Source organism: Ruegeria aquimaris, assembly GCF_025751555.1.
In the GTDB taxonomy this organism is placed as follows: Bacteria; Pseudomonadota; Alphaproteobacteria; order Rhodobacterales; family Rhodobacteraceae; genus Ruegeria_B; species Ruegeria_B aquimaris.
On sequence record NZ_JAOWLB010000010.1, the window covers coordinates 80,205 to 100,785 of the forward strand.

Annotated in this window: 24 protein-coding genes; 10 read left to right on the forward strand and 14 right to left on the reverse strand. The window is 63.2% G+C overall.

Annotated features, from left to right (window positions below):
• Nucleotides 1-55 precede the first annotated feature (55 nt).
• Nucleotides 56-982, forward strand: a complete 927-nt coding sequence (locus OE747_RS14490) for a hypothetical protein (RefSeq protein WP_263829284.1) — start codon at nucleotides 56-58, stop codon at nucleotides 980-982.
• Between the two features lie 51 nt (nucleotides 983-1,033).
• Here the strand turns inward: OE747_RS14490 and OE747_RS14495 are convergent, their stop codons facing one another.
• Nucleotides 1,034-1,774, reverse strand: a complete 741-nt coding sequence (locus tag OE747_RS14495) for a heme-dependent oxidative N-demethylase family protein (protein WP_263829285.1) — start codon at nucleotides 1,772-1,774, stop codon at nucleotides 1,034-1,036.
• 125 nt (nucleotides 1,775-1,899) lie between these two features.
• Between OE747_RS14495 and dddP the strand changes: the two genes are divergently transcribed.
• Nucleotides 1,900-3,243, forward strand: coding sequence for a dimethylsulfonioproprionate lyase DddP (dddP, locus tag OE747_RS14500; RefSeq protein WP_263829286.1), 1,344 nt, complete (start codon nucleotides 1,900-1,902; stop codon nucleotides 3,241-3,243).
• Between the two features lie 113 nt (nucleotides 3,244-3,356).
• Entirely contained in the window at nucleotides 3,357-4,577 is a 1,221-nt protein-coding gene (locus OE747_RS14505; RefSeq protein WP_263829287.1) for a bifunctional alpha/beta hydrolase/OsmC family protein, read from the forward strand.
• Nucleotides 4,578-4,583: 6 nt separating this feature from the next.
• Here the strand turns inward: OE747_RS14505 and OE747_RS14510 are convergent, their stop codons facing one another.
• The 4 genes from OE747_RS14510 to OE747_RS14525 form a co-directional block, all read right to left on the reverse strand.
• Nucleotides 4,584-4,874, reverse strand: coding sequence for a hypothetical protein (locus tag OE747_RS14510; RefSeq protein WP_263829288.1), 291 nt, complete (start codon nucleotides 4,872-4,874; stop codon nucleotides 4,584-4,586).
• Between the two features lie 12 nt (nucleotides 4,875-4,886).
• Nucleotides 4,887-5,444, reverse strand: a complete 558-nt coding sequence (locus OE747_RS14515; RefSeq protein WP_263829289.1) for a hypothetical protein — start codon at nucleotides 5,442-5,444, stop codon at nucleotides 4,887-4,889.
• A gap of 139 nt (nucleotides 5,445-5,583) precedes the next feature.
• The gene (locus OE747_RS14520; RefSeq protein WP_263829290.1) at nucleotides 5,584-6,006 is read right to left on the reverse strand and encodes a DUF6314 family protein; all 423 of its coding nucleotides are present in this window, start codon (nucleotides 6,004-6,006) and stop codon (nucleotides 5,584-5,586) included.
• Nucleotides 6,003-6,335, reverse strand: coding sequence for a hypothetical protein (locus tag OE747_RS14525; RefSeq protein ID WP_263829291.1), 333 nt, complete (start codon nucleotides 6,333-6,335; stop codon nucleotides 6,003-6,005). The genes OE747_RS14520 and OE747_RS14525 overlap by 4 nt, the downstream gene beginning before the upstream one ends.
• A gap of 88 nt (nucleotides 6,336-6,423) precedes the next feature.
• Here OE747_RS14525 and purB point away from each other — a divergent pair, with 88 nt between their 5' ends.
• The 6 genes from purB (at nucleotide 6,424) to OE747_RS14555 (ending at nucleotide 11,742) form a co-directional block, all read left to right on the forward strand.
• Nucleotides 6,424-7,728 (forward strand): adenylosuccinate lyase, encoded by a 1,305-nt coding sequence (gene purB, locus OE747_RS14530; protein WP_263829292.1) that lies wholly within the window; start codon nucleotides 6,424-6,426, stop codon nucleotides 7,726-7,728.
• A gap of 114 nt (nucleotides 7,729-7,842) precedes the next feature.
• Nucleotides 7,843-8,007, forward strand: coding sequence for an adenylosuccinate lyase (locus tag OE747_RS14535; RefSeq protein WP_263829293.1), 165 nt, complete (start codon nucleotides 7,843-7,845; stop codon nucleotides 8,005-8,007).
• 92 nt (nucleotides 8,008-8,099) lie between these two features.
• Nucleotides 8,100-8,654, forward strand: coding sequence for a tetratricopeptide repeat protein (locus OE747_RS14540; protein ID WP_263829294.1), 555 nt, complete (start codon nucleotides 8,100-8,102; stop codon nucleotides 8,652-8,654).
• A gap of 115 nt (nucleotides 8,655-8,769) precedes the next feature.
• On the forward strand, nucleotides 8,770-9,855 hold the full coding sequence (locus tag OE747_RS14545) for a flagellar motor switch protein FliG (RefSeq protein WP_263829295.1): 1,086 nt from the start codon (nucleotides 8,770-8,772) through the stop codon (nucleotides 9,853-9,855).
• A gap of 96 nt (nucleotides 9,856-9,951) precedes the next feature.
• Entirely contained in the window at nucleotides 9,952-10,806 is an 855-nt protein-coding gene (locus OE747_RS14550; RefSeq protein ID WP_263829296.1) for a DMT family transporter, read from the forward strand.
• 9 nt (nucleotides 10,807-10,815) lie between these two features.
• Entirely contained in the window at nucleotides 10,816-11,742 is a 927-nt protein-coding gene (locus OE747_RS14555; RefSeq protein WP_263829297.1) for a lysophospholipid acyltransferase family protein, read from the forward strand.
• Here OE747_RS14555 and OE747_RS14560 read toward each other — a convergent pair whose 3' ends face one another.
• Nucleotides 11,743-12,441: a DUF1223 domain-containing protein gene (locus tag OE747_RS14560; RefSeq protein ID WP_263829298.1), complete on the reverse strand. Its 699-nt coding sequence runs from the start codon at nucleotides 12,439-12,441 to the stop codon at nucleotides 11,743-11,745.
• Between the two features lie 250 nt (nucleotides 12,442-12,691).
• Between OE747_RS14560 and acnA the strand changes: the two genes are divergently transcribed.
• Nucleotides 12,692-15,382 carry an aconitate hydratase AcnA gene (acnA, locus tag OE747_RS14565; protein WP_263829299.1) on the forward strand — a complete coding sequence of 897 codons (2,691 nt, stop codon included), beginning with the start codon at nucleotides 12,692-12,694 and terminating at the stop codon, nucleotides 15,380-15,382.
• 138 nt (nucleotides 15,383-15,520) lie between these two features.
• Here the strand turns inward: acnA and OE747_RS14570 are convergent, their stop codons facing one another.
• The 8 genes from OE747_RS14570 to secF form a co-directional block, all read right to left on the reverse strand.
• A complete protein-coding gene (locus OE747_RS14570; RefSeq protein ID WP_263829300.1) occupies nucleotides 15,521-16,057 on the reverse strand; it encodes a DsbE family thiol:disulfide interchange protein in 537 nt (178 codons plus the stop codon).
• Nucleotides 16,050-16,208 (reverse strand): heme exporter protein CcmD, encoded by a 159-nt coding sequence (gene ccmD, locus OE747_RS14575; protein ID WP_263829301.1) that lies wholly within the window; start codon nucleotides 16,206-16,208, stop codon nucleotides 16,050-16,052. Before ccmD ends, OE747_RS14570 begins: the two co-directional genes overlap by 8 nt.
• The gene (locus OE747_RS14580) at nucleotides 16,205-16,978 is read right to left on the reverse strand and encodes a heme ABC transporter permease (protein WP_263829302.1); all 774 of its coding nucleotides are present in this window, start codon (nucleotides 16,976-16,978) and stop codon (nucleotides 16,205-16,207) included. The genes ccmD and OE747_RS14580 overlap by 4 nt, the downstream gene beginning before the upstream one ends.
• Before the next feature lie 45 nt (nucleotides 16,979-17,023).
• Nucleotides 17,024-17,680 (reverse strand): heme exporter protein CcmB, encoded by a 657-nt coding sequence (ccmB, locus tag OE747_RS14585; RefSeq protein WP_263829303.1) that lies wholly within the window; start codon nucleotides 17,678-17,680, stop codon nucleotides 17,024-17,026.
• On the reverse strand, nucleotides 17,677-18,291 hold the full coding sequence (ccmA, locus tag OE747_RS14590; RefSeq protein ID WP_263829304.1) for a heme ABC exporter ATP-binding protein CcmA: 615 nt from the start codon (nucleotides 18,289-18,291) through the stop codon (nucleotides 17,677-17,679). The genes ccmB and ccmA overlap by 4 nt, the downstream gene beginning before the upstream one ends.
• Before the next feature lie 142 nt (nucleotides 18,292-18,433).
• Nucleotides 18,434-18,787, reverse strand: a complete 354-nt coding sequence (locus OE747_RS14595; RefSeq protein WP_263829305.1) for an Mth938-like domain-containing protein — start codon at nucleotides 18,785-18,787, stop codon at nucleotides 18,434-18,436.
• A 1-nt stretch (nucleotide 18,788) separates the two neighbouring features.
• On the reverse strand, nucleotides 18,789-19,544 hold the full coding sequence (locus OE747_RS14600; RefSeq protein ID WP_263829306.1) for a sulfite exporter TauE/SafE family protein: 756 nt from the start codon (nucleotides 19,542-19,544) through the stop codon (nucleotides 18,789-18,791).
• A gap of 68 nt (nucleotides 19,545-19,612) precedes the next feature.
• Nucleotides 19,613-20,581, reverse strand: coding sequence for a protein translocase subunit SecF (secF, locus tag OE747_RS14605; RefSeq protein ID WP_263829307.1), 969 nt, complete (start codon nucleotides 20,579-20,581; stop codon nucleotides 19,613-19,615).

Here is a 20,581-nt window from a genome sequence, read left to right on the forward strand (position 1 = left end):
TTCGGCCCCATTTTCTCCACCATACCCGCCTAGATTTGGATTCAGATGAACACGTATGGAGGAACTCACTGTGGCACAGGCAGGCAAGTATCACGGTGGACTGGTATTCCTGGGAAACGAAGAAGGCGTTCTCGATCGCTTCAGTCGGATCGTTACCGCCACCCTCGAGGATTACGGGCACGCCGTCGAGCGTCAGACGCTACTGAGTGATCGTGAAGCCCGCATCGTCTCGAGCCAGTTTCTTGTCAAGTTGACGCTCGAAGCGGACGCCGAAGAAAACCCGCGTGCCCGTCTCCTTGACGAGGCGGCAGGCCTAAACCGCCGTATGCACATGGCCAAGATACGCCCCCGAAACCGTCTCGTCATTGCGATCACCCCGGTTTCCGAGTGCTCCGAAGACCGCGATGTCACAGAACTCATGCTGGTGGTGATGCTGTATCGAATGGTCGATCTCTACGCCAGCGAGCTGATCGAATGGCTGGACCCGAATGTGAAACTGACGGTCGAACAGTTTCTCGGCGCGTTCTCCAACATCTCGCCGCGGCGGGTGCGCGGACGCCAGCAGATCATTTACAATCAAGGCGACCGCTTTGCCTCGATCGACGAAACCGCGCCCGGTCTCGCAACCCGATATGACACGATCATGGGTCAGACGGCGCATCAGGGAGAAACGGGTCTCATCGAGCTGACGGAACAGGAAGCCCTGGCCCTTGCCTTTCGCAGCGACCCGCGCCCCGACGAACTGGATGGCCTCACCCCAGAGGAGAGAGCCCAGAACGATATTCGCCGACTGGCGAGCTGGGGCATGACCGGTTGTCTCGCCTTTGTCTCGGCGCCGATCGCAGTTTCACTCGCCGCCGTGAACCTGATCCGTGGCGAGGATTTTCGCCTGAACACACAAGTCCTGTCGCTGACCGCCGCAATGGTTTTCATGCAAAGCTCGGGCGCCATGACAAGCGTCCTGTCATTCCTGCCGCTCTAACAACAGGTAGATAACGGCCCAAGGCCTTCGCCGGATCAGGCGGAGGCCTTTTTAGTGCCCCGGCACTCTTGGCGCATCCGCCCGAGCAATAACGTAGGTATGGATTGAAAACACGACCGCCTGAGATTGCGGCAATCGCAGGATGCTTTGCTTTTCGCTGCGCAGGAAACCGGCGTCTTCCGGCACCGGAACACGCCGCCGGTTGTGAATGCTGCGCGGCTGGTGCAACTCGGCGTCAGCATACCATAAGGCATTGAACCGCCAAAGCGGGCGCCCGACCTGTACACCGTCAAACAATCGCTGCACCCGGCGTGCCACGTCGGTGTCATAGCTGGCGACAGGCTCATGTATCGAGATCAGGGGGCGGCCGAACTTCTCTGCCAGGGTCCAGCTTGCAGGAAAGCAAAGCACAGCCGCGGTCAAAACGTGCTCGTCACCCTGTTTCTGCAAGATGCAAAAGTCCTCCTGAACCAGACGCCCCAGCGTCCGCATCGGCTGTCTCCGGTCGACCTCGACCGTCACGCCGTCGGGGCGCTGGATACGATCCCCGGCCGTGGGATAAGCCGCCGTCAGAACCGTATCCAGCAACTCCTCGGCCGCCGGACGCGCCTCTTCGGACAGGGCCAGAACGGTTTCCGCCTTTGTTGCGATCAACACATCCCGGCGTGCCATCTGACCATTGAAGGCCTCATCGCGCCGCAACCAATCCGCCATGTCCAGCGGCTGTATCCCCGGCAGCGGTCTGGGCGCCAAGACATCATAGGGCAGCGATTTTTGCAGAATCTCTTTCATCTTTTTCCCATATCACCCGAAGAAACAGTGCGTCAGGTCGAAAACGACATGGTTTGACGTCGCGAGAGCGTGCGACTCATGCGTTTTTCCGGGTGACCTTTGGGCAGTCAAAGGGAGACCCTGTCTTGAACAACCACTACCGCGACACCCGCAAGATCGACCCGACCCGTGGCGCCACGCTGGGCGATGGATCGCCCAATGACAATGACCGGATCGAAATCGGGCCAACACAACTGGCGTTTTCCGAATGGGCTGCCGCCGGGCTGGAGCTGCCCAACCTGACCCGGATGCGCGAGTTTCGCTGGAAACGGTTGACCCAGGCCATTGTCGATCGCGAGTATGGCGGCCTCTTGATGTTCGACCCGCTCAACATCCGCTATGCCACCGACTCGACCAACATGCAGCTTTGGAACACGCATAACCCGTTCCGCGCGGTGCTGCTGTGTGCCGATGGCTACATGGTGATCTGGGACTACAAGAACTCGCCCTTTCTGAGCACATTCAACCCGCTGGTGCGCGAACAACGCTCGGGCGCGGACCTGTTCTACTTCGACCGGGGCGACAAGGTGGATATCGCCGCCGATGTCCTGTCGAACGAAGTTCGCGTGCTGATCGAGGAACACGGCGGCAACAACAAGCGCCTTGCAGTGGACAAGGTCATGCTGCACGGGCTGCGCGCGCTCGAGGCGCAGGGGTTCGAGATCATGGAGGGCGAGGAGGTCACCGAAAAGACACGCGCCATCAAGGGGACCGACGAGATCCTCGCCATGCGCTGCGCCCATCATGCCTGCGACAGCGCCATCGCCGAGATGGAGCGATTTGCCCGCGCCAATGTGGGCGACGGCAAGACCAGCGAGGATGACATCTGGGCAGTGCTGCATGCCGAGAATATCCGCCGCGGCGGCGAATGGATCGAGACCCGGTTGCTGGCCTCGGGGCAGCGCACCAACCCCTGGTTTCAGGAATGCGGCCCGCGCATCACGCAGAAGAACGAGATCATCGCCTTCGACACCGATCTGATCGGCTCTTACGGCATCTGCATCGACATCTCCCGCACCTGGTGGATCGGCGACCAGAAACCGCGCGCAGACATGATCGAGGCGATGAAACACGCGCATGAGTTCATCAACTACAACATGTCGCTGCTGAAACCCGGATTGATGATCCCCGACCTGATCGCGCAATGCATGAAGCACCCGGCCAAGTACAATGCGCAGAAATACGGCTGTCTGATGCACGGTGTGGGCCTGTGTGACGAATGGCCCTTGGTCGCGCATCCGGACAAGGCCGTGCCGGGCGCGTTCGACTATGCGCTGGAACCCGGGATGGTGCTGTGTGTCGAGGCCTGCTGTGGCGAGGTCGGCGGTGATTTCACCATCAAGCTGGAGGATCAGGTTCTGATCACCGAGGACGGGTTTGAGAACCTGACCAGCTATCCGTTTGATGCGGCCCTGATGGGTGCCGATTGACACGAGGTTTGCCGCGCTTGCGGCGAGTCACCTCCGCGTGAAGTTCCTGACATGTGGGTTGTGGCGGGCGGCTTGCCTGCCCAATCTACAAAAAACCGATCAGGAGTGACCTCATGCCCACCGAACGGATCACCTTTGCCGGTCATGACGGCAGCCAACTGGCTGCCCGGCTGGACCTGCCGGAGGGGCCAGTTCTGGCCACGGCACTGTTTGCCCATTGCTTCACCTGTTCCAAGGACATTCCCGCCGCGCGCCGGATCGCGGCACGGCTGGCGGCGATGGGGATCGCGGTGCTGCGCTTCGATTTCACCGGGCTGGGCCATTCCGAGGGCGAGTTCGCCAACACGACATTCACCTCGAATGTCGATGATCTGGACGCCGCCGCCACCTATCTGGCCGGACGCGACATGGCGCCGGCGCTGCTGATCGGGCATTCGCTGGGCGGGGCGGCGGTGCTGCGTGCCCGCGCGCGCATCGCCTCGGTCCGCGCCGTGGTGACCATCGGCGCCCCCGCCGACCCGGGCCATGTGGCGCATCATTTCCAGGATGCCCTGCCCCGCATCCGGGCCGAGGGCGCGGCCGAGGTCTGTCTGGGCGGGCGGCCTTTCCGCATCGGGCGGGACTTTGTCGAGGATATCGCCGAAAGCGCGCTGCAACCGGCCATCGCCGATCTGCGCGCGGCGCTCCTGGTGCTGCACGCCCCGCGCGACGAGACGGTGGACATAGACAACGCCAGCCGCATCTTCCTGGCCGCGAAACACCCCAAGAGCTTTGTCACGCTTGACGATGCCGATCACCTGATCAGCCGCGCGCAGGATGCCGAATATGCCGCTGATGTGATCGCGGCTTGGGTCGGTCGCTATGTGAACCTGTCGCCGCCGGCGCCACCGCCCGGCGCGCCCGAGGGCGTGGTGCGCGTCACCGAGGTGGACGCGAACGGCTTCCTCCAGGATGTGCAGTCCGGGCCGGACCATCACACCCAGGCCGACGAGCCATTGTCCTATGGCGGCACCAATCGCGGCATGTCACCTTATGGTTTCGTCTCGGCCGGGCTGGGCGCCTGCACCTCGATGACCATCCGCATGTATGCCCAGCGCAAGAATTGGCCCCTGACCGGGATCAGCGTCGATGTCTGTCATGACAAGGTGCACGCCCAGGACGCCGAGACAGGCGCCAGTGGAAAGATCGACGCCTTTACGCGGGTCATCAAGCTCGCCGGTCCGCTGAGCGACGAGCAGCGGGCCAAGTTGCTGGAGATCGCCGACAAATGCCCGGTTCACCGCACGCTTGAAGGGACTGCGCGGATTGTCACGCGCCTGTCCTCCGGCGCCTGACAAGCCTCAGCGCAGGCGGGCGGGCATCGGTCGGGCGACTGGTGGACGGTGAATCGGCGGGCGTGCGATGGGCGGGCGGGCAATCGGTGGTACCGGTTTCACCGGGGGCCGCTCGATCGGGTGTTCGGGGCGCGGACGGTCCGGCCGAGGCGGACGGGGGTAGCCATAGTAATAGTCGTTCCACAGCATCGAGTCGTAATAGACCGATCCGCTGCCAGTCGCGTTCGGATCGCACCCCGAAAGGCCAAGAACGGCAGCGCAAAGACCAGCGGTCAGGGAAAGTTTTGCAACACGCATGGCGCCGTTCTCCTAGTTTGCCGCCCGGAACGAGGCGTAGATCGCGTTGATATCCTCGACCAGTTCGGGCCGGGCGACCGCCTCGACCACCGCCAGCGAAATTGCCACCCGGCTACCAGGCAGATCGACCAGGACTGCGGTGAACTCGACCGCACGACCATTGCGCCGCCCGGTTCCCGCATAGCGGGCTGCCGGCAGCCCGCCGACGCGAATACTGTTCTGTTCACGCAACTCAGGATCGCTGACCACCGACTTGCCGATGTTGCGAAGGTATTCCTCGGCCTGGGCAAAGGTCGAGACCCCGTTGGGCGACATGAAGCCGACCCAGACCCCCGGTTCGGCTTCGGGCTCTAAGCCGATCACCCGGTTGATCAGCCGCGCCTCTTCCGAGCCCGGTGGCGTCAACGCGCGCGGACCGCCGCTGCGGACCTGCCAGAAATCCGGTGCCTTGAGATGAAACAGCGCCTCGCCGTCGGAAACATAGGTGAGCGGCATGTCGGCAACCGCCGACATAGGCAGCAGGGACGCTACAAGCGCTAGCCAGCGCAGAGACTTTAATGATCTTGGCATGACAAACGGCTTTCCTGATGTTGCCCGGGTCGAGTGTCTCCATCCAACCCCGGAAAATCAACCAAAATGGCCCGACACCGGGGCCATGTCTGCGCCCTGGAGTTTGGAGCACCCGCGCCCAACGACGCGAGATATCCCGCTATCGCCGCCGGTATTCGGTAACCATGTCATAGTCCTTGCGCGGCCCGCTCACGCGCCAGCGCACCTTCCAGAGCGGCCAGCGGGCGAAGTCGTAGCGCGCGTCATAACTGTCGGGCGGGCAATCGTGATGGTCAGCCGGTTCCGCCTGTCCCAGCATCAACCGGTGAAAATACCGGCCATCGTCAAAATGAATGGCGATGCCACCCGGTCCCGGACGCCACAGATAGCGGCGGGTGCCCTGAAACGGCGGCTGGTCCGGCATGAACAGCGTCACCTGCTCGTCATAGGTCAGCCCGCCCTCGCTGCGAAGCAGCGTCGCGCGCCCTTCGGCCCGCAGCTTTTGCCCCGCCAGACGGTCGTCGATGACGCGGCTCAGCAGCCAGTCGCCCTCGAACTCCGCAATGTCCTGCGGCAGGGTCATTCGGCATAGGTCCCGTCGGTGATATCGCCCCCCTGCCCGAAAAAGCGTATCCTTTCGCCGTCGCTGGCCACCGTGTAACAGGACCAGAGATCGGAGGGCGGCCAGAGCGAACAATACAGATCGCCTCGCAGGCTCCACCGGCCCTGGCTCGGCCGGTCGGTCACATAGAACGTCCCGCCCGAGGCGTCAAAGCTCTGCCGCGCGCCGCCTTCATAGACCAGCTCCCTGCCTGCCAGCGCGGCGCGGATCTCGTCTCCGGCCAGCGGCATGAACCCATCCGCCATCGCCCAGGTGGGCACAGCCGCCAAAATCAGGGCAAACCGTCTCATATTTGTGCTCCTGCCTTGTCCCGCGATGCGGCTGGGTCTATGACCCGCGCCAACAGGTCCTGCCAATCACAAAAAGGTGTCGCTGCCAATGATCCCCCGCTACTCCCGCCCCGAGATGGTTGCAATCTGGTCGCCCGAGACCAAGTTCAAGATCTGGTACGAGATCGAGGCCCATGCCTGTGACGCCATGGCCGATCTGGGGGTGATCCCGCGGGAGAACGCCGAGGCCGTGTGGAAAGCCAAGGATGTGGAATTCGACGTTGCCCGCATCGACGAGATCGAGGCGGTCACCAAACATGACGTCATCGCCTTCCTCACCCATCTGGCCGAACATGTGGGCAGCGAAGAGGCGCGGTTCGTGCATCAGGGCATGACCAGTTCGGACGTTCTGGATACCTGCCTGAACGTGCAACTGGTGCGGGCCGCCGACCTGCTGCTGGTAGGGATGGACAAGGTGCTCGCCGCGCTCAAGAAACGTGCATATGAGCACAAGGATACCGTGCGCGTCGGCCGCAGCCACGGCATCCATGCCGAACCCACCACCATGGGCCTGACCTTCGCCCGCTTCTATGCCGAGATGGATCGCAACAAGAACCGGCTGGAAAAGGCCCGTTGGGAGGTCGCCACCGGCGCCATCTCGGGCGCGGTCGGCACATTCGCCAATATCGACCCCGCGGTCGAAGAGCATGTCTGCGCCAAGCTGGGCCTGCGGCCCGAGCCGATCAGCACCCAGGTCATCCCGCGCGACCGCCACGCGATGTTCTTTGCCACGCTGGGCGTGATCGCAAGCTCGATCGAAAATATCGCCATCGAGATCCGCCACATGCAGCGCACCGAGGTGCTGGAAGGCGCCGAGTTCTTCTCGATGGGGCAGAAGGGCTCTTCGGCCATGCCGCACAAGAAGAACCCGGTTCTGACCGAGAACCTGACCGGTCTGGCGCGTCTGGTGCGTATGGCGGTGATCCCGGCGATGGAAAACGTGGCGCTCTGGCATGAACGCGACATCTCGCATTCCTCGGTCGAGCGCGGCATCGGCCCCGACGCCACCGTGACGCTGGATTTCGCCCTGCATCGCCTTGCCGGCGTGGTCGACAAGATGCTGATCTTCCCCGAGAACATGCTCGACAACATGAACAAGTTCCCCGGGTTGGTGATGAGCCAGCGGGTGCTGCTCGCCCTCACCCAGGCCGGTGTCAGCCGCGAGGACGCCTATGTCATGGTGCAGCGCAATGCGCTGAAGGTCTGGGAAGAGCGGGTCGATTTCCGCGAGCAACTCCTGGCCGATGCCGATGTGGTCGCCGCGCTGGGCGAGGACGGCATCAACGAGAAATTCGACATGGGCTATCACACCAAACATGTCGACACGATCTTTGCCCGCGTTTTCGGCAAGTGATCCGGGCCGGATCGGCCAGTGCTGGCCGATCCGACACATCCGCGTGAGCGCCTCTTTGACCGAATGAGAAGCTGCGCTACACTCCTCGCCAGTAAGCCATGGGAGGAGACCCCGATGACCCTCAAGACTTTGACTTGCGCAGTGGTTCTGGCGATGGCGCCGCTTTCGGCGCTGGCCATGGGCTGTTCCAGCCGCGGCCACGAGCAGACGCAATCCTGCGCACCGGGCACCCAATGGGATGCCGCCTCGCAAAGCTGCGTGCAGGTCGTCAACAGCTAAGCGGTGCCAGGCATCGCAATGCCAGGCGGGTGCGCGTCGCTGCACCCGATACGTAACTGGTGTGACTTTTGTTCTCGTTTCGGAGTATCCCAATGCGCCTCATTCCCGTCATCGCCCTTGCCGCTGCCCTGCCCCTGAGCGCCTTTGCTGCCGGAAGCGACAGCGGCGGCGGTTCGACATGGACCAACCCACCCAAGGAGACGCAGACGAGCAAGAACTGCAAGGGCGTGAAGGTCTGGGATGAAAAGACCGGCAAATGCGTCGCCCCCAAGAATTCGTCGCTGGACAGCGACACGCACTATGGCGCGGTTCGGGAACTGGCTTATGCCGGGCGCTACACAGACGCACAGGGCGTTCTGGCCGCCATGCCCGACCAGTCGGATGACCGCGTTCTGACATATTGGGGTTTCACCCATCGCAAGATGGGCAACTTGGACCGCGCCGCTTTCTATTATCAGGCCGCCATCCAGGCCAATCCCGACAATATCCTCGCCCGCAGCTACATGGGTCAGGGCTTTGTCGAAGAGGGCAAAACCGATCTTGCCATCGCCCAATGGCGCGAGATCAAGGCGCGCGGCGGCGAAGGAACCTGGGCCGAGGTTTCGCTGCGCGAGGCGATCCGCACCGGCCTGACATACAGCTACTGACCGCCGTCGGTTTAGCGTTTCTTTACGCCCCCGGCGCTAACCTGTCTGCGACTCTGATCACGGATGACGCAGGCAGATGCAGGACAGAAACGCGTTGGCGCCCCTGGACGCCGAGATGTTTGACATCGACACACCACCTGCGCGGGTGTCGAGCGGTGGTGTCGCGCAACCAGACGATCCCCCCCGCCGTGTTCCGCGCGCGCTTTCCAATCTGGAAAAGGCGGCCGTAGTGGTGCGCCTGCTGCTGAACGAAGGCGCCGATCTTCCGCTGGAGGCCCTGCCCGAAGACTTGCAGGCGCGTTTGATCAAGCAGATGGGCAGCATGGGACTGGTCGACCGGGTGACCCTTGATGCGGTGGCCGAGGAATTCGCCGAGGCGCTCGAAGGGATCGGCCTCAGCTTTCCACACGGGCTGGCGGGCGCCCTCTCCGCCATGGACGGCAAGATCACCCCGACCACGGCCGCGCGCCTCCGGCGCGAGGCGGGGGTGAGGCAGATGGGCGACCCCTGGCAGCGCCTGCGCGCCCTGCCCCCCGAGGAACTCGCCGAAATCGCCGAGGCGGAAAGCACCGAAGTGGCCGCCGTCATGCTGTCCAAGCTGGATACCGCCAAGGCGGCAGCCCTGCTGGGGAAACTGCCGGGACCGGTGGCGCGGCGCATAACCTACGCCATCTCGCAGACAGGTAAGGTGACACCCGAAGCGGTCGACAGAATCGGCTGGTCCCTGGCCACGCAAATCGACGCACGGCCGATCCTGGCCTTTGCCGACCGGCCCGAAAAACGCGTCGGAAACATCCTCAACCAATCGGCGCAGACCACCCGCGAACAGGTGATGAGCGCGCTGGACGAAGAGGATGCCGCCTTTGCCACCTCGGTACGCAAAGTACTCTTCACCTTTGCCGACATTCCCCGACGTGTCGCGACCCGCGACGTGCCCTCCGTCGTCCGGGGCGCAGATCCGGATCAACTTGTGGTGGCCCTTGCCGCCGCCACCGAGGGGGACGAGGCCGCCGTGGCCGAGTTCCTGCTCGGCAACATGTCAGCCCGCATGGCCGACAACCTGCGCGACGAAGTACGGGAACGCGGCAAGATCAAGCGGGCCGAAGGCGAAGCCGCCATGACCGCACTGGTCGCCATCATCCGGGCGCTGGAAGAGGAAGGCGCGCTGACGCTCATCGACCCGGACGAGGAGGAGAGCTGAGCCGCGGCGCGGCGCGGCCATAGACAGTGGGCGAAGGCGGCGCTATCAGCTTCACATGTTCAGTGAATTGCCTCTCCAGCACCGGGTCACCGCCCGATGAGCCAGTCTTCCCGTCAGGCCATCCTCTATATGGTGTCGGCGATGCTGTTCTTCACCCTGATGGATGCATCGGTCAAGGCACTGGCGCCGCGTATCGGCGTCATCCCATCGCTCTGGGCACGGTACACGGGCCAGATGGTGCTGGTCCTGATCCTGGTACTGCCCCGGCTGCGCCACGTGGCGCGCACGAGGTACCCGCGCCTGCAACTCTTGCGGTCGCTGATGCTGATGGGCGCGACTTGGTTCTTCTTCATCGGGATAAGCCGCATCCCGCTGACCGACGCCAGCGCGCTTATGGCGGTAAATCCAGTGCTGATCACGCTCGGCGCGGCTCTGTTCCTGGGCGAGGCACTGGGACCCCGCCGCATTCTTGGCATCGCCATCGCGCTGGTGGGGGCGGCGATCATCCTGCGCCCCGGCACGGGCCTGTTCCAGTCTGCCGCCCTGTTCCCGCTGGCCGCCGCCGCCTGTTACTCGACCTATGCCCTGCTCACCCGCCGCGTCGGCCCTGACGAGGATGTGTGGACCTCGCTCCTCTATACCGGGCTTGTGGGCACGGTCCTTCTCAGCGCTCTCGTCCCGGCCTACTGGCAGCCTCCCGACGCGCGTGCCTGGGGGCTGATCATGCTGGTCGTGGGGTTCGGCACCATGGGCCAGCTCAGCCTCATCCGCGCCTTTTCACAGGGCGAAGCCGCCATGCTTGCCCCCTATGCCTATTGCGGCCTGGGTTTCGCCGCTGTCTGGAGCGCCATATTTTTTGGCGAATATCCCGATACATGGACGGTCCTGGGCGCGCTTGTGATCGCGGGGGCGGGCCTATATGTGTGGCATCGCGAAATGCACAGCCGGTAAGAGACCCCGATGCCCCTGGAAAAATCCGAACTCAGCCGTGGCGCACGCGCGTCCTACTATGCCCAGTATCTGGTGTTGCGCGGGCTGATCGGCGGCATGCGGATGCTGCCCTATGACACCCGTATCGCCGCCATGGGCCGGTTGATGCGCACACTCGGCCCGCTGGTGGGCTTCAGCAAGCGCATCCGCGACAACCTCGCTCTGACCTGCCCCGATCTGCCCGAGACCGAGGTTCGCCGCCTGTGCCGCGCCGTGCCCGACAATGCCGGCCGCGCGATCATGGAGCATTTCTCGCCCGAAGGCTTCACCCAACGCCAGAAAAGCGCCGAGATCACCGGCCCCGGTATTGCCGCGTTCGACGCGGCGGTTGCGGCGGGCAAGCCTGTAATGATGATCACGGCCCATTTCGGCCATTATCTGGCCGCACGCGTCGCGTTGCAGGCCCGGGGCGGCAAGCCGATTGGCTGCCTCTACCGCCGCATGGCCAACCCCTATTTCAACGAGATCTACGTAGACGCCTTTCACCAGACCGGCGAGCCGATGTTCGAACAGGGGCGGCGCGGCATGATGGAAATGGTCCGGTCTCTGAAACAGGGCGGTATCATCGCCATCGTTTCGGACCTGCACGCTCATGGCGGCGAGGAACTGACCTTCTTCGGCCAGACCGCGGTCACATCGGTTCTGAATGCCGAACTGGCGCTGAAATACGATGCGGTGATGATCCCCTGCTATGCGGTGCGCAAGCCTGACGGGCTGGATTTCGAGATCGTTCTGCACGACCCGGTGCCACATAGCGACGCCACCACAATGACCCAGTTCATCAACGACGATCTGGAAAAGATGGTGCGCAAACACATGGGGCAATGGTTCTGGATACACCGCCGCTGGAAACCCTGGCTCGACGCCGAACCCCAGCCGACAACGGATGCCGCCTGATTACTTGACGCGGGCTGCAGCCACGATGGGACCGGCGCCAGCCTGCTGCACCAGCACGACGATCGGCAAGTCACCTTCGACCGGTACGCTCAGGTCCATCTGCGACCGGCCATCCCAGCGGCCCACGACGCTCAGGCTTTCGACCACATTGGCATAGTCCAGATCGTGTCCTGCAAGCTCACCCCGCTTGATCGACGCATGGCGCAGCGGCGTATAGCGGAGCAGTTGTACCACATGGTCCTCCGCAACGCTGGCCTCAGTCGGCGCCAGCGCAACCGATAGCTCCTGCCCCGTGCGAGTCACCGAAAGATCCGCCTGCGCGGGTAGCTTCTTGTGTGCCTCAATCAGCGACACAACGTCCTGCTCACGCGCGCCTACCACGTCCTCGACCCCCTGCACCACCATCTGCGGGGTATAGATCATCGAGCGCCCGCCGGACCGCGCATAGGCCTGTTGCCGAAGCGTATGGGCCGGGCTGGCAAAGGCATCTTTCCAACCGATGTAATCCCAATAGTCCACATGCAGCGCCAGCCCGATCACGTCGTCACGCTCTGCAAGCCGATGCATGATCTCATCCGCTGGCGGGCACGAAGAGCATCCTTGCGAGGTGAACAACTCCACCACAACCGGCTGCTCGGCCCGGGCGGCGGCGGACATGAACAGCACGGTCAGCAGAAGACACAGGGCGGTGGATTTCATCACGGTTATCTTTCCTGTCCGGGGGATTTAGCCCAAGCCTACCGCCTGTCCAATCACGGCGCCAATCAAGGTTGCTTGAGTACGTCAAAGCAAATTGTATACCATTGCATGCAGTATATTGCGATCGCATGTGTGCAATGGTATACCATAATTGACGCACCCCCCGTCTTGGTGCTTGAACACAAGGCGGGCGTGATGCAGATAACCCGCAGCGAATCCCATTTCCACGTTCCTTCAGAGGGAGGCCAAGATGCCCATCACAGTCGGACAGGATACCGCCAAGACGCGCCGCACGCTCAGCGTCAATGGCAAATCCATTTCCTATTACTCCATTCCCGCCGCGACCGAAGCCGGTCTTGGCGATTTCTCGAACCTGCCCGCCTCGCTGAAGGTGGTGCTGGAAAACATGCTCCGGTTCGAGGATGGCGGTTTCTCGGTTTCGGTCGAGGACATCAAGGCATTCGCCGAATGGGGCGCCAAGGGGGGCAAGAACCCGCGCGAGATCGCCTATCGTCCGGCCCGCGTGCTGATGCAGGACTTCACCGGCGTGCCCGCCGTGGTCGACCTGGCCGCGATGCGCGACGGCATCAAGGGCCTGGGCGGCGACGCGCAGAAGATCAACCCGCTGAACCCGGTCGACCTGGTCATCGACCACTCGGTCATGATCGACGAGTTCGGCAACCCGCGCGCCTTCCAGATGAACGTAGACCGTGAATACGAGCGGAACCTGGAACGCTACACCTTCCTGAAATGGGGCCAGAACGCGTTCAATAACTTCCGCGTGGTGCCGCCGGGCACCGGCATCTGTCACCAGGTCAACGTGGAGTACCTGGCGCAGACCGTCTGGACCGACACCGACCAGAATGGTGACACCGTTGCCTATCCTGACACTTTGGTCGGCACCGACAGCCACACCACCATGGTCAATGGTCTGGCCGTGCTGGGCTGGGGCGTCGGCGGTATCGAGGCCGAGGCCGCGATGCTGGGCCAGCCGATCTCGATGCTGATCCCCGAGGTTGTGGGCTTCAAGCTGACCGGCGAGATGGTCGAAGGCACCACCGCCACCGACCTGGTGCTGAAAGTGGTCGAGATGCTGCGTAAGCACGGCGTGGTGGGCAAGTTCGTCGAATTCTATGGCCCCGGCCTCGATAAACTGCCCCTGCCCGACCGTTCGACCATCGCCAACATGGCGCCCGAATACGGCGCGACCTGCGGTTTCTTCCCGATCGACGACGAGACCCTGCGTTACCTGCGCCAGACCGGCCGCGACGAAGACCGCATCGCCCTGGTCGAGGCCTATGCCAAGGAAAACGGTTTCTGGCGCGGCGCCAACTATGCGCCGGTCTACAGCTCGACGCTGGAACTGGACATGGGCACCATCGTGCCCGCGATCTCGGGCCCCAAGCGCCCGCAGGATTACCTGCCGCTGACCGGTGCCAAGTCCGCGTTTGCCCGCGAAATGGCCGAGACCTTCAAGCGCCCGGCCGACAAAGAAGTCGCCGTCGAGGGCGAAGATTACACCATGTCCTCGGGCAAGGTCGTGATCGCCTCGATCACCTCCTGCACCAACACCTCGAACCCCTATGTGCTGATCGGCGCCGGTCTGGTTGCCCGCAAGGCGCGTGAACTGGGCCTGAACCGCAAGCCCTGGGTCAAGACTTCGCTGGCCCCCGGCAGCCAGGTGGTAACCGAGTATCTGGAGGCCGCTGGCCTGCAAGAGGATCTGGATGCCATCGGCTTCAACCTCGTGGGCTATGGCTGCACCACCTGCATCGGCAACTCCGGCCCGCTGCAACCCGAGATCTCCAAGGCGATCAACGAGGGCGACCTTGTTGCCACCGCCGTGCTGTCGGGCAACCGCAACTTCGAGGGCCGGATCAGCCCTGACGTGCGTGCAAACTACCTGGCCTCGCCGCCGCTCGTCGTCGCCTACGCGCTGGCCGGTGACATGAACATCGACCTGACCACCGAGCCGCTCGGCACCTCGAAGGATGGCCAGCCGGTCTATCTGAAGGACATCTGGCCGTCGAACAAGGAAATCGCCGATCTGGTGCACGCCACCGTGACCCGCGAGGCGTTCCTCAAGAAATACGCCGACGTGTTCAAGGGTGACGCCAAGTGGCAGGCGGTCGAGACCACCGACAGCGAGACCTATGACTGGCCCGCGACCTCGACCTATATCCAGAACCCGCCCTACTTCCAGGGCATGTCCCCTGAAAAGGGTGAGATCACCAATATCGAGGGCGCCCGCGTTCTGGCCATCTTGGGCGACATGATCACCACCGACCACATCTCGCCCGCCGGTTCGTTCAAGGTTGACACCCCGGCAGGCAAGTACCTGACCGAGCGCCAGGTGCAGCCGCGCGAGTTCAACTCCTATGGCTCGCGCCGTGGCAACCACGAGGTGATGATGCGCGGCACCTTCGCCAATATCCGCATCAAGAACGAGATGCTGGACGGTGTCGAAGGCGGCTTTACCAAAGGCCCCGATGGCGCGCAGACCTCGATCTACGATGCCTCGATGGCCTATCAGGAGGCCGGTACCCCGCTGGTGATCTTCGCCGGCAAGGAGTACGGCGCCGGTTCGTCGCGCGATTGGGCAGCCAAGGGCACCGCACTGCTGGGCGTCAAGGCCGTGATCGCCGAAAGCTTCGAGCGTATCCACCGCTCGAACCTGGTCGGCATGGGCGTCATCCCGTTCGAGTTCACCGGCGGCGACACCCGCCAGTCGCTGGGCCTGAAGGGCGATGAAACCGTCTCGATCCGAGGTCTGGACACCATCCAGCCGCTTCAGACCGTACCTTGCGACATCACCTTCGCCGATGGCAGCAGCAAGACGATCGAGGTCAAGTGCCGGATCGATACCGCTCCCGAGATCGAATATATCGAGAATGGCGGCGTGCTGCACTACGTGCTGCGCAACCTGGCCAAAGCCAGCTGAGACCGCAGCAAAGAAAAGACAGCGGGCGCCGTTTCGGCGCCCGTTTTTGTTGCGAGGCTCTGCCTCGCGCTCCGGAGTATTTCTTGCCAGAAAGAAGCCGGAATGCAGGGCCTAGGAGGATTTCCGACCCTGAACAGTCTATTGCGCGGCTTTTTCCAGCGCCGGTCGGATGGTGCTGTCTATTACCCGCGAAGTGATCGGACCGGCAAAGCGCAGCACGATGGTTCCGTCACCCTTGATGACATAGGTCTCGGGCACGCCGTAGACGCCCCAGTCGAGGCCGGTCCGCCCCTGTTCGTCCCGGCCCAGGGCGCGGAAGGGATTGCCAAGCTCGTCGAGGAAACCTTGCGCGTTCTCGACCTTGTCCTTGTAGTTCACGCCATAGATCGGGATGCCTTCGGCGGCGAGTTTCTCCAGGCTCGGATGTTCCGCCCGGCATGGCGCGCACCAGCTGGCCCAGAAATTGACCAGCTTGACCTCGCCATCGCGCAATGTCGCATCGTCGAACCCCGGCGCGCCCGGAAACTCGGTCATCACCAGTGCCGGAGCCGGTTGCCCTTCGCGGGCCGACGGCAACGACTGAGGGTCCTCCCGGAACATGCCGACAGCGGCCAGCAGAACAAATGCGCCGAAGATCAGCGGCGGCGCCAGCATCAGCGGCGAGACCTTAGCCATTGCGCGACATCCTCTGTTCGACTTGTTCCATTTCCGCCCGGACCTTGCGTCCCCGGCGAATGCTCAGCGCGACCAGCGCCACCAGCAGCACGATGGATGTGCCATAGGCGGACAGCACCGTGCCCGCGTATTTTCCAAGATCCGGGATCATCCGTTCACCCTTTCACGCGCCAACAGCGCCTTGATCCGGCGGGCGCGGATCTCGGTCCCCGTCCGGTAGAAGACCAGTGCCACGAACAGCAGAAAGAAACCGGCCATCGAAAGCAGCAGCGGATAGGCATAGACATTGCTGACCTTCTCGGTGGTATCGGTCCCGGCAACCGCCCCGGCGCGGAGCACCGAGGCCCCCTGATGCAGCCCCTGGTTCCAGAAATAGACGGCATAGCGGCTGAGCACGGCAAAAACCGAGCCGACAAGGCAAAGGACCGAGGTCAGATCGGCGGCGGTATCGGGATCCTCGATTGCCTCCCACAGGGCCATGTACCCGAGGTAGAACAGGAAGAGCACCAGAAACGAGGTCAGGCGCGGGTCCCATTCCCACCATGTGCCCCACATCGGCTGGCCCCAGATCGCCCCGGTGACCAGCGCGATAAGGGTCATCACCGCCCCGATTGGCGCCGCCGCGCGCGAGGCCAGCGCGCTGACATGATGCCTGCGGATCAACCAGACCAGCGAGGTGATCAGCATCATGAACCAGGCACTGGTCGCCAGAAAGGCCGAGGGCACGTGGATATAGATGATCTTGACCGTCGATCCCTGCCGGTAATCGTCGGGCGTGAAGAAGAAGCCCCAGACAAGCCCGCCAACCAGTGTGACGGCCGTGAGCAGCCACAGAACCGGCAGCACCCGCTCGGTGGTGGCCAGGAACTTGCGCGGGTTGGCATATTCCCAGAGCGCATTGAGTCTCGTTGATATCGACATGGGCCCTATCTAGTCTGAAGCAGAGGCATTCTCAATTGACTTGCGTCAACGCAGATTGACGCGGAGCACGGCGGCGCTGGCAAAAGGCAGAAGCGCGATCACCGCCGCACTGATCCCGGCCAGCATCATCAGCGGCGTTGCCACGGTCATGCCCTCGGCGCCGCGACGTGCGACCTCGGCCCCATAGATCAACGTCGGGACATAGAGCGGCAGCACAAGGAGCGACAACAGCAGGCCGCCACGCTTCAGCCCCACTGTCAGCGCCGCGCCAAATGTGCCGATGACGCTGAGTGCCGGGGTACCAAGGGCGAGCGAGATCACCATCCACAAAAAACCCGGCCCAGGCAGGTTCAGCAGCACGCCCAGTACAGGTGCAGCCAGCACAAGTGGCAAGCCGGTCGTCAGCCAATGCGCCAGCGCCTTGATCGTGACCACCGATTCCAGCGGCAGGGGTGCCGTTGCCAACAGGTCGAGCGTGCCATCCTCCCAATCGAGGGCCAGCAAACGGTCAAGCGACAGGAGGCAGGCCAGCAAGGCCCCCAGCCACAGCACGCCCGGTGCGATGGTACCCAGCAGCGACGACTGCGGTCCGACCGAGAAAGGCACCAGAACAGTGACGATCAGAAAGAAGGCAAGGCCCAGCCCAAAGCCGCCACCGGCGCGCAGGGCCAGCACCAGGTCGCGTTTCAACAGCGCGATCACAGGAAACCTCCATCGAAATCGCTGTCCAGAACCGGCTTGGCCTTGTAAGGCCCCACGTCCAGGATGGTTCCGTCAAGCCCAAGGTCGATATGGGTGGCGATCAGGGCTGACCCACCCTGGGCCAGATGCGCGCGCACCGCGTCGGCAAACATCGCAACCGCCTCGCGGTCAAGCGACACGGTCGGTTCATCCAGCATCCAGATCGGCCGCCCGGTGACCAGCAGCCGCGACAGGCCAAGGCGACGCTTCTGCCCGGCCGACAGATTGCCCGCATGGCGATCGGCCAGATCGTCCAGACGAAACGCCTGCAGGGCCGGACCGATATCGCGCCCGCCAAATACAGAGGCCCAGAATGTCAGGTTCTCGGTCACGCTGAGCGTCGGTTTTAGCCCGTCGGAATGCCCGGCATAGGCGATCCGGTCCTCGGCCCCGTCGATGTGCCCCGCCAGCGGGCGTTGCAGGCCCGCAAGGGTACGTAGAAGGGTTGTCTTTCCCGCACCGTTTGGACCGCGCAGGATCAGAGCCTGGCCGGACTCGAGCCTGAAGCTGAGCCCTTCCAGCACGGGTATGCCGCCGCGGGCAATGGCAAGGTCGGTGACGGTGAGTGTCATATGTTTCGCTTATCTCATTGGTGCCGGGGGCAAAAGGCTGGAAATGACGCATCCACCGCCTGAGCCCTGCCAGCAGGCGCAAGCGAGGGGCCAGCCCCTCGCGCTCCCCGGAGTATTTCTAGCGAAATGAAGAGAAGGGCGCTCAGACGGGCAGTGCTGCCAGTGCGATCCGGCGGCCTTCGGACAGCAGAACGTTGTAGGTGCGGCAGGCAGAGGGCGAGTTCATCACTTCAACCCCGATACCCTGCCCTTCCAGAGCGTCACGCAAGGCCGACGGGATATGCGCAACCTCGGCCCCGGTACCGATGAAGAGCACATCCACCTGACCCGAGAGCGCCAGCAAAGGTGATGCATCCTCGTACCCCGCCCAGGCCGCAGTCCCCGCCGCGCCGGTCAACACGGGGCCATGCCGCACCACACCGCCGATCCGAAAGAACCCGGGACCATAGCCGTCAACCGGTTGCGCATCGCTATAGTTCACTTCGGTCAGGCGCATTTCACTCTCCCGCAGTCCAGAATGGCAGGCCCGACAGCGCCGCGCCCAGAATCAGCCCATAGGCGGCCAGCCGGTAGGCCCGTTCGTACCCGGGCACGAATAACGCCGCACCCGACAGGGTGCCAAGCATATTCGGCGCGATCAGGATCAGACCGGTCACCAGGAATTCCGGATCGAGCCTCCCGGCCAGCCCCATCATCGCAAGAACCATCCAGTCATAGCCGAAAAGATAAAAGGTGATATTGGCTCGGATGGAAGAGGCGGGCTTTGGGCTGGCCATATAGACAAAGATGACCGGCGGCCCCGGAACCCCTACAACACCGCCCAGAAAGCCCGATGCGGCACCGGTTGCGGCAACGGCCCCCGGAGGCAATGCCCCGCCATAGCGCCAGCCAAGGACAAGACCGCTCAGCATGAGCAGGGAAACACCCGAAACCAGATAGCGGAAATCCTGCGCGTCCAGCAGGAACAAGGCATAGAGCCCCAGCGGCAACGCCACGACCGCCCCGCCAAGCAACCGGGCCAGATCGCCCCTGTCCACATGGCGCGCAGCACGCGGCAGCATCGGCAATGGCCCGACGATATCCATCAGCACCAGAACCGTGATCGCCTGCACCGGCGACAGGACCATACCGGCAAAGGGCAGAAAGATCAGCGCGGTCCCAAAGCCCGCGAACCCCCGGACCAGCCCGGCAAGATATGCCGCGGCGACAAGGATTCCCATGTCCGAAAGCGACAGTTCAGGTACAAGGATCATGGCGGCCACCCTTACCGGTTTCGCCGCCGGCCCTTAGTGCCAGCGGCGAAGCAGGTATGTCGCCAGCATCAGGCGTCGATATCGCCGAACTGGTTCCCGGTATTGTTGGTGTTTTTCGTCCAGTCGCGCTTGACGCCCAGCCAAAGCAGGATGGTCGAGGCCACGAAAATCGACGAATAGGTACCGACAACGATGCCCCAGATCATCGCAAAGACAAACCCCCGGATCACGTCACCGCCCAGCACATACAGCGCGATGAGCGCCAGAAGCGTCGTGATCGAGGTCATCAGCGTCCGGCTGAGGGTCTCGTTGATCGACAGGTTCAGCAGATCCTTGAGTTCCATCTGTTTGTATTTGCGCAGGTTTTCCCGCACCCGGTCGAACACGACCACCGTGTCGTTCAGCGAATAGCCGACAATGGTCAAAAGCGCCGCGATGATCGCAAGGTCAAAGCGGATCTGAAGCTCGGAAAACACGCCGATGGTCAGGACCACGTCATGGATCAGCGCGGCCACCGCGCCCAGGGCGAACTGCCATTCGAACCGCAGCCAGATGTAGACCAGCACCGAAAGGATCGCCAACGACACCGCCAGAACCGCCGTCTGGATCAGTTCGCCCGACACCTTTGGACCGACGGATTCCACCGATACGAACTCGATATCGGGCGTCGCTGCCAACAGCGCCGCCTCGACGGCGGCAATGGTCTCCGCGCTGACCGCTTCGGCGTCGTCCTGGGCCTGAATACGGATCATCGCCACGTTTTCGTCCGGGCCAAAGGTCGGGTCGAAAATCTCGGTGATGGTCACGTCGCCCAGCCCCAACGGGGCGATCGCATCGCGATAGGCGCCGACGTCGATGGCTTGTGTGCTCTGTGTGCGGATCGTGGTTCCGCCGCGAAAGTCGATGCCGAAATTCAGCCCCTGCACAGCGAAGGAGGCGAAGCCGACCACCACCATCAGCGCCGAGATGCCCAGCCACAGTTTCCAGCGTCCGAAAAAGTCGAACGAGGTTACATCGGGTACGAGTTTCAAGCGCAT

Excerpts from the sequence above, each read along its gene's own strand:
- OE747_RS14490 (WP_263829284.1), top strand. The coding sequence starts at position 56 with ATGGAGGAACTCACTGTGGCACAGGCAGGCAAGTATCACGGTGGACTG.
- OE747_RS14495 (WP_263829285.1), bottom strand. The coding sequence starts at position 1,774 with ATGAAAGAGATTCTGCAAAAATCGCTGCCCTATGATGTCTTGGCGCCC.
- OE747_RS14505 (WP_263829287.1), top strand. The coding sequence starts at position 3,357 with ATGCCCACCGAACGGATCACCTTTGCCGGTCATGACGGCAGCCAACTG.
- OE747_RS14510 (WP_263829288.1), bottom strand. The coding sequence starts at position 4,874 with ATGCGTGTTGCAAAACTTTCCCTGACCGCTGGTCTTTGCGCTGCCGTT.
- OE747_RS14515 (WP_263829289.1), bottom strand. The coding sequence starts at position 5,444 with ATGCCAAGATCATTAAAGTCTCTGCGCTGGCTAGCGCTTGTAGCGTCC.
- OE747_RS14520 (WP_263829290.1), bottom strand. The coding sequence starts at position 6,006 with ATGACCCTGCCGCAGGACATTGCGGAGTTCGAGGGCGACTGGCTGCTG.
- OE747_RS14525 (WP_263829291.1), bottom strand. The coding sequence starts at position 6,335 with ATGAGACGGTTTGCCCTGATTTTGGCGGCTGTGCCCACCTGGGCGATG.
- purB (WP_263829292.1), top strand. The coding sequence starts at position 6,424 with ATGATCCCCCGCTACTCCCGCCCCGAGATGGTTGCAATCTGGTCGCCC.
- OE747_RS14535 (WP_263829293.1), top strand. The coding sequence starts at position 7,843 with ATGACCCTCAAGACTTTGACTTGCGCAGTGGTTCTGGCGATGGCGCCG.
- OE747_RS14540 (WP_263829294.1), top strand. The coding sequence starts at position 8,100 with ATGCGCCTCATTCCCGTCATCGCCCTTGCCGCTGCCCTGCCCCTGAGC.
- OE747_RS14545 (WP_263829295.1), top strand. The coding sequence starts at position 8,770 with ATGTTTGACATCGACACACCACCTGCGCGGGTGTCGAGCGGTGGTGTC.
- OE747_RS14550 (WP_263829296.1), top strand. The coding sequence starts at position 9,952 with ATGAGCCAGTCTTCCCGTCAGGCCATCCTCTATATGGTGTCGGCGATG.
- OE747_RS14555 (WP_263829297.1), top strand. The coding sequence starts at position 10,816 with ATGCCCCTGGAAAAATCCGAACTCAGCCGTGGCGCACGCGCGTCCTAC.
- OE747_RS14560 (WP_263829298.1), bottom strand. The coding sequence starts at position 12,441 with ATGAAATCCACCGCCCTGTGTCTTCTGCTGACCGTGCTGTTCATGTCC.
- acnA (WP_263829299.1), top strand. The coding sequence starts at position 12,692 with ATGCCCATCACAGTCGGACAGGATACCGCCAAGACGCGCCGCACGCTC.
- OE747_RS14570 (WP_263829300.1), bottom strand. The coding sequence starts at position 16,057 with ATGGCTAAGGTCTCGCCGCTGATGCTGGCGCCGCCGCTGATCTTCGGC.
- ccmD (WP_263829301.1), bottom strand. The coding sequence starts at position 16,208 with ATGATCCCGGATCTTGGAAAATACGCGGGCACGGTGCTGTCCGCCTAT.
- OE747_RS14580 (WP_263829302.1), bottom strand. The coding sequence starts at position 16,978 with ATGTCGATATCAACGAGACTCAATGCGCTCTGGGAATATGCCAACCCG.
- ccmA (WP_263829304.1), bottom strand. The coding sequence starts at position 18,291 with ATGACACTCACCGTCACCGACCTTGCCATTGCCCGCGGCGGCATACCC.
- OE747_RS14595 (WP_263829305.1), bottom strand. The coding sequence starts at position 18,787 with ATGCGCCTGACCGAAGTGAACTATAGCGATGCGCAACCGGTTGACGGC.
- OE747_RS14600 (WP_263829306.1), bottom strand. The coding sequence starts at position 19,544 with ATGATCCTTGTACCTGAACTGTCGCTTTCGGACATGGGAATCCTTGTC.
- secF (WP_263829307.1), bottom strand. The coding sequence starts at position 20,581 with ATGCGCTTGAAACTCGTACCCGATGTAACCTCGTTCGACTTTTTCGGA.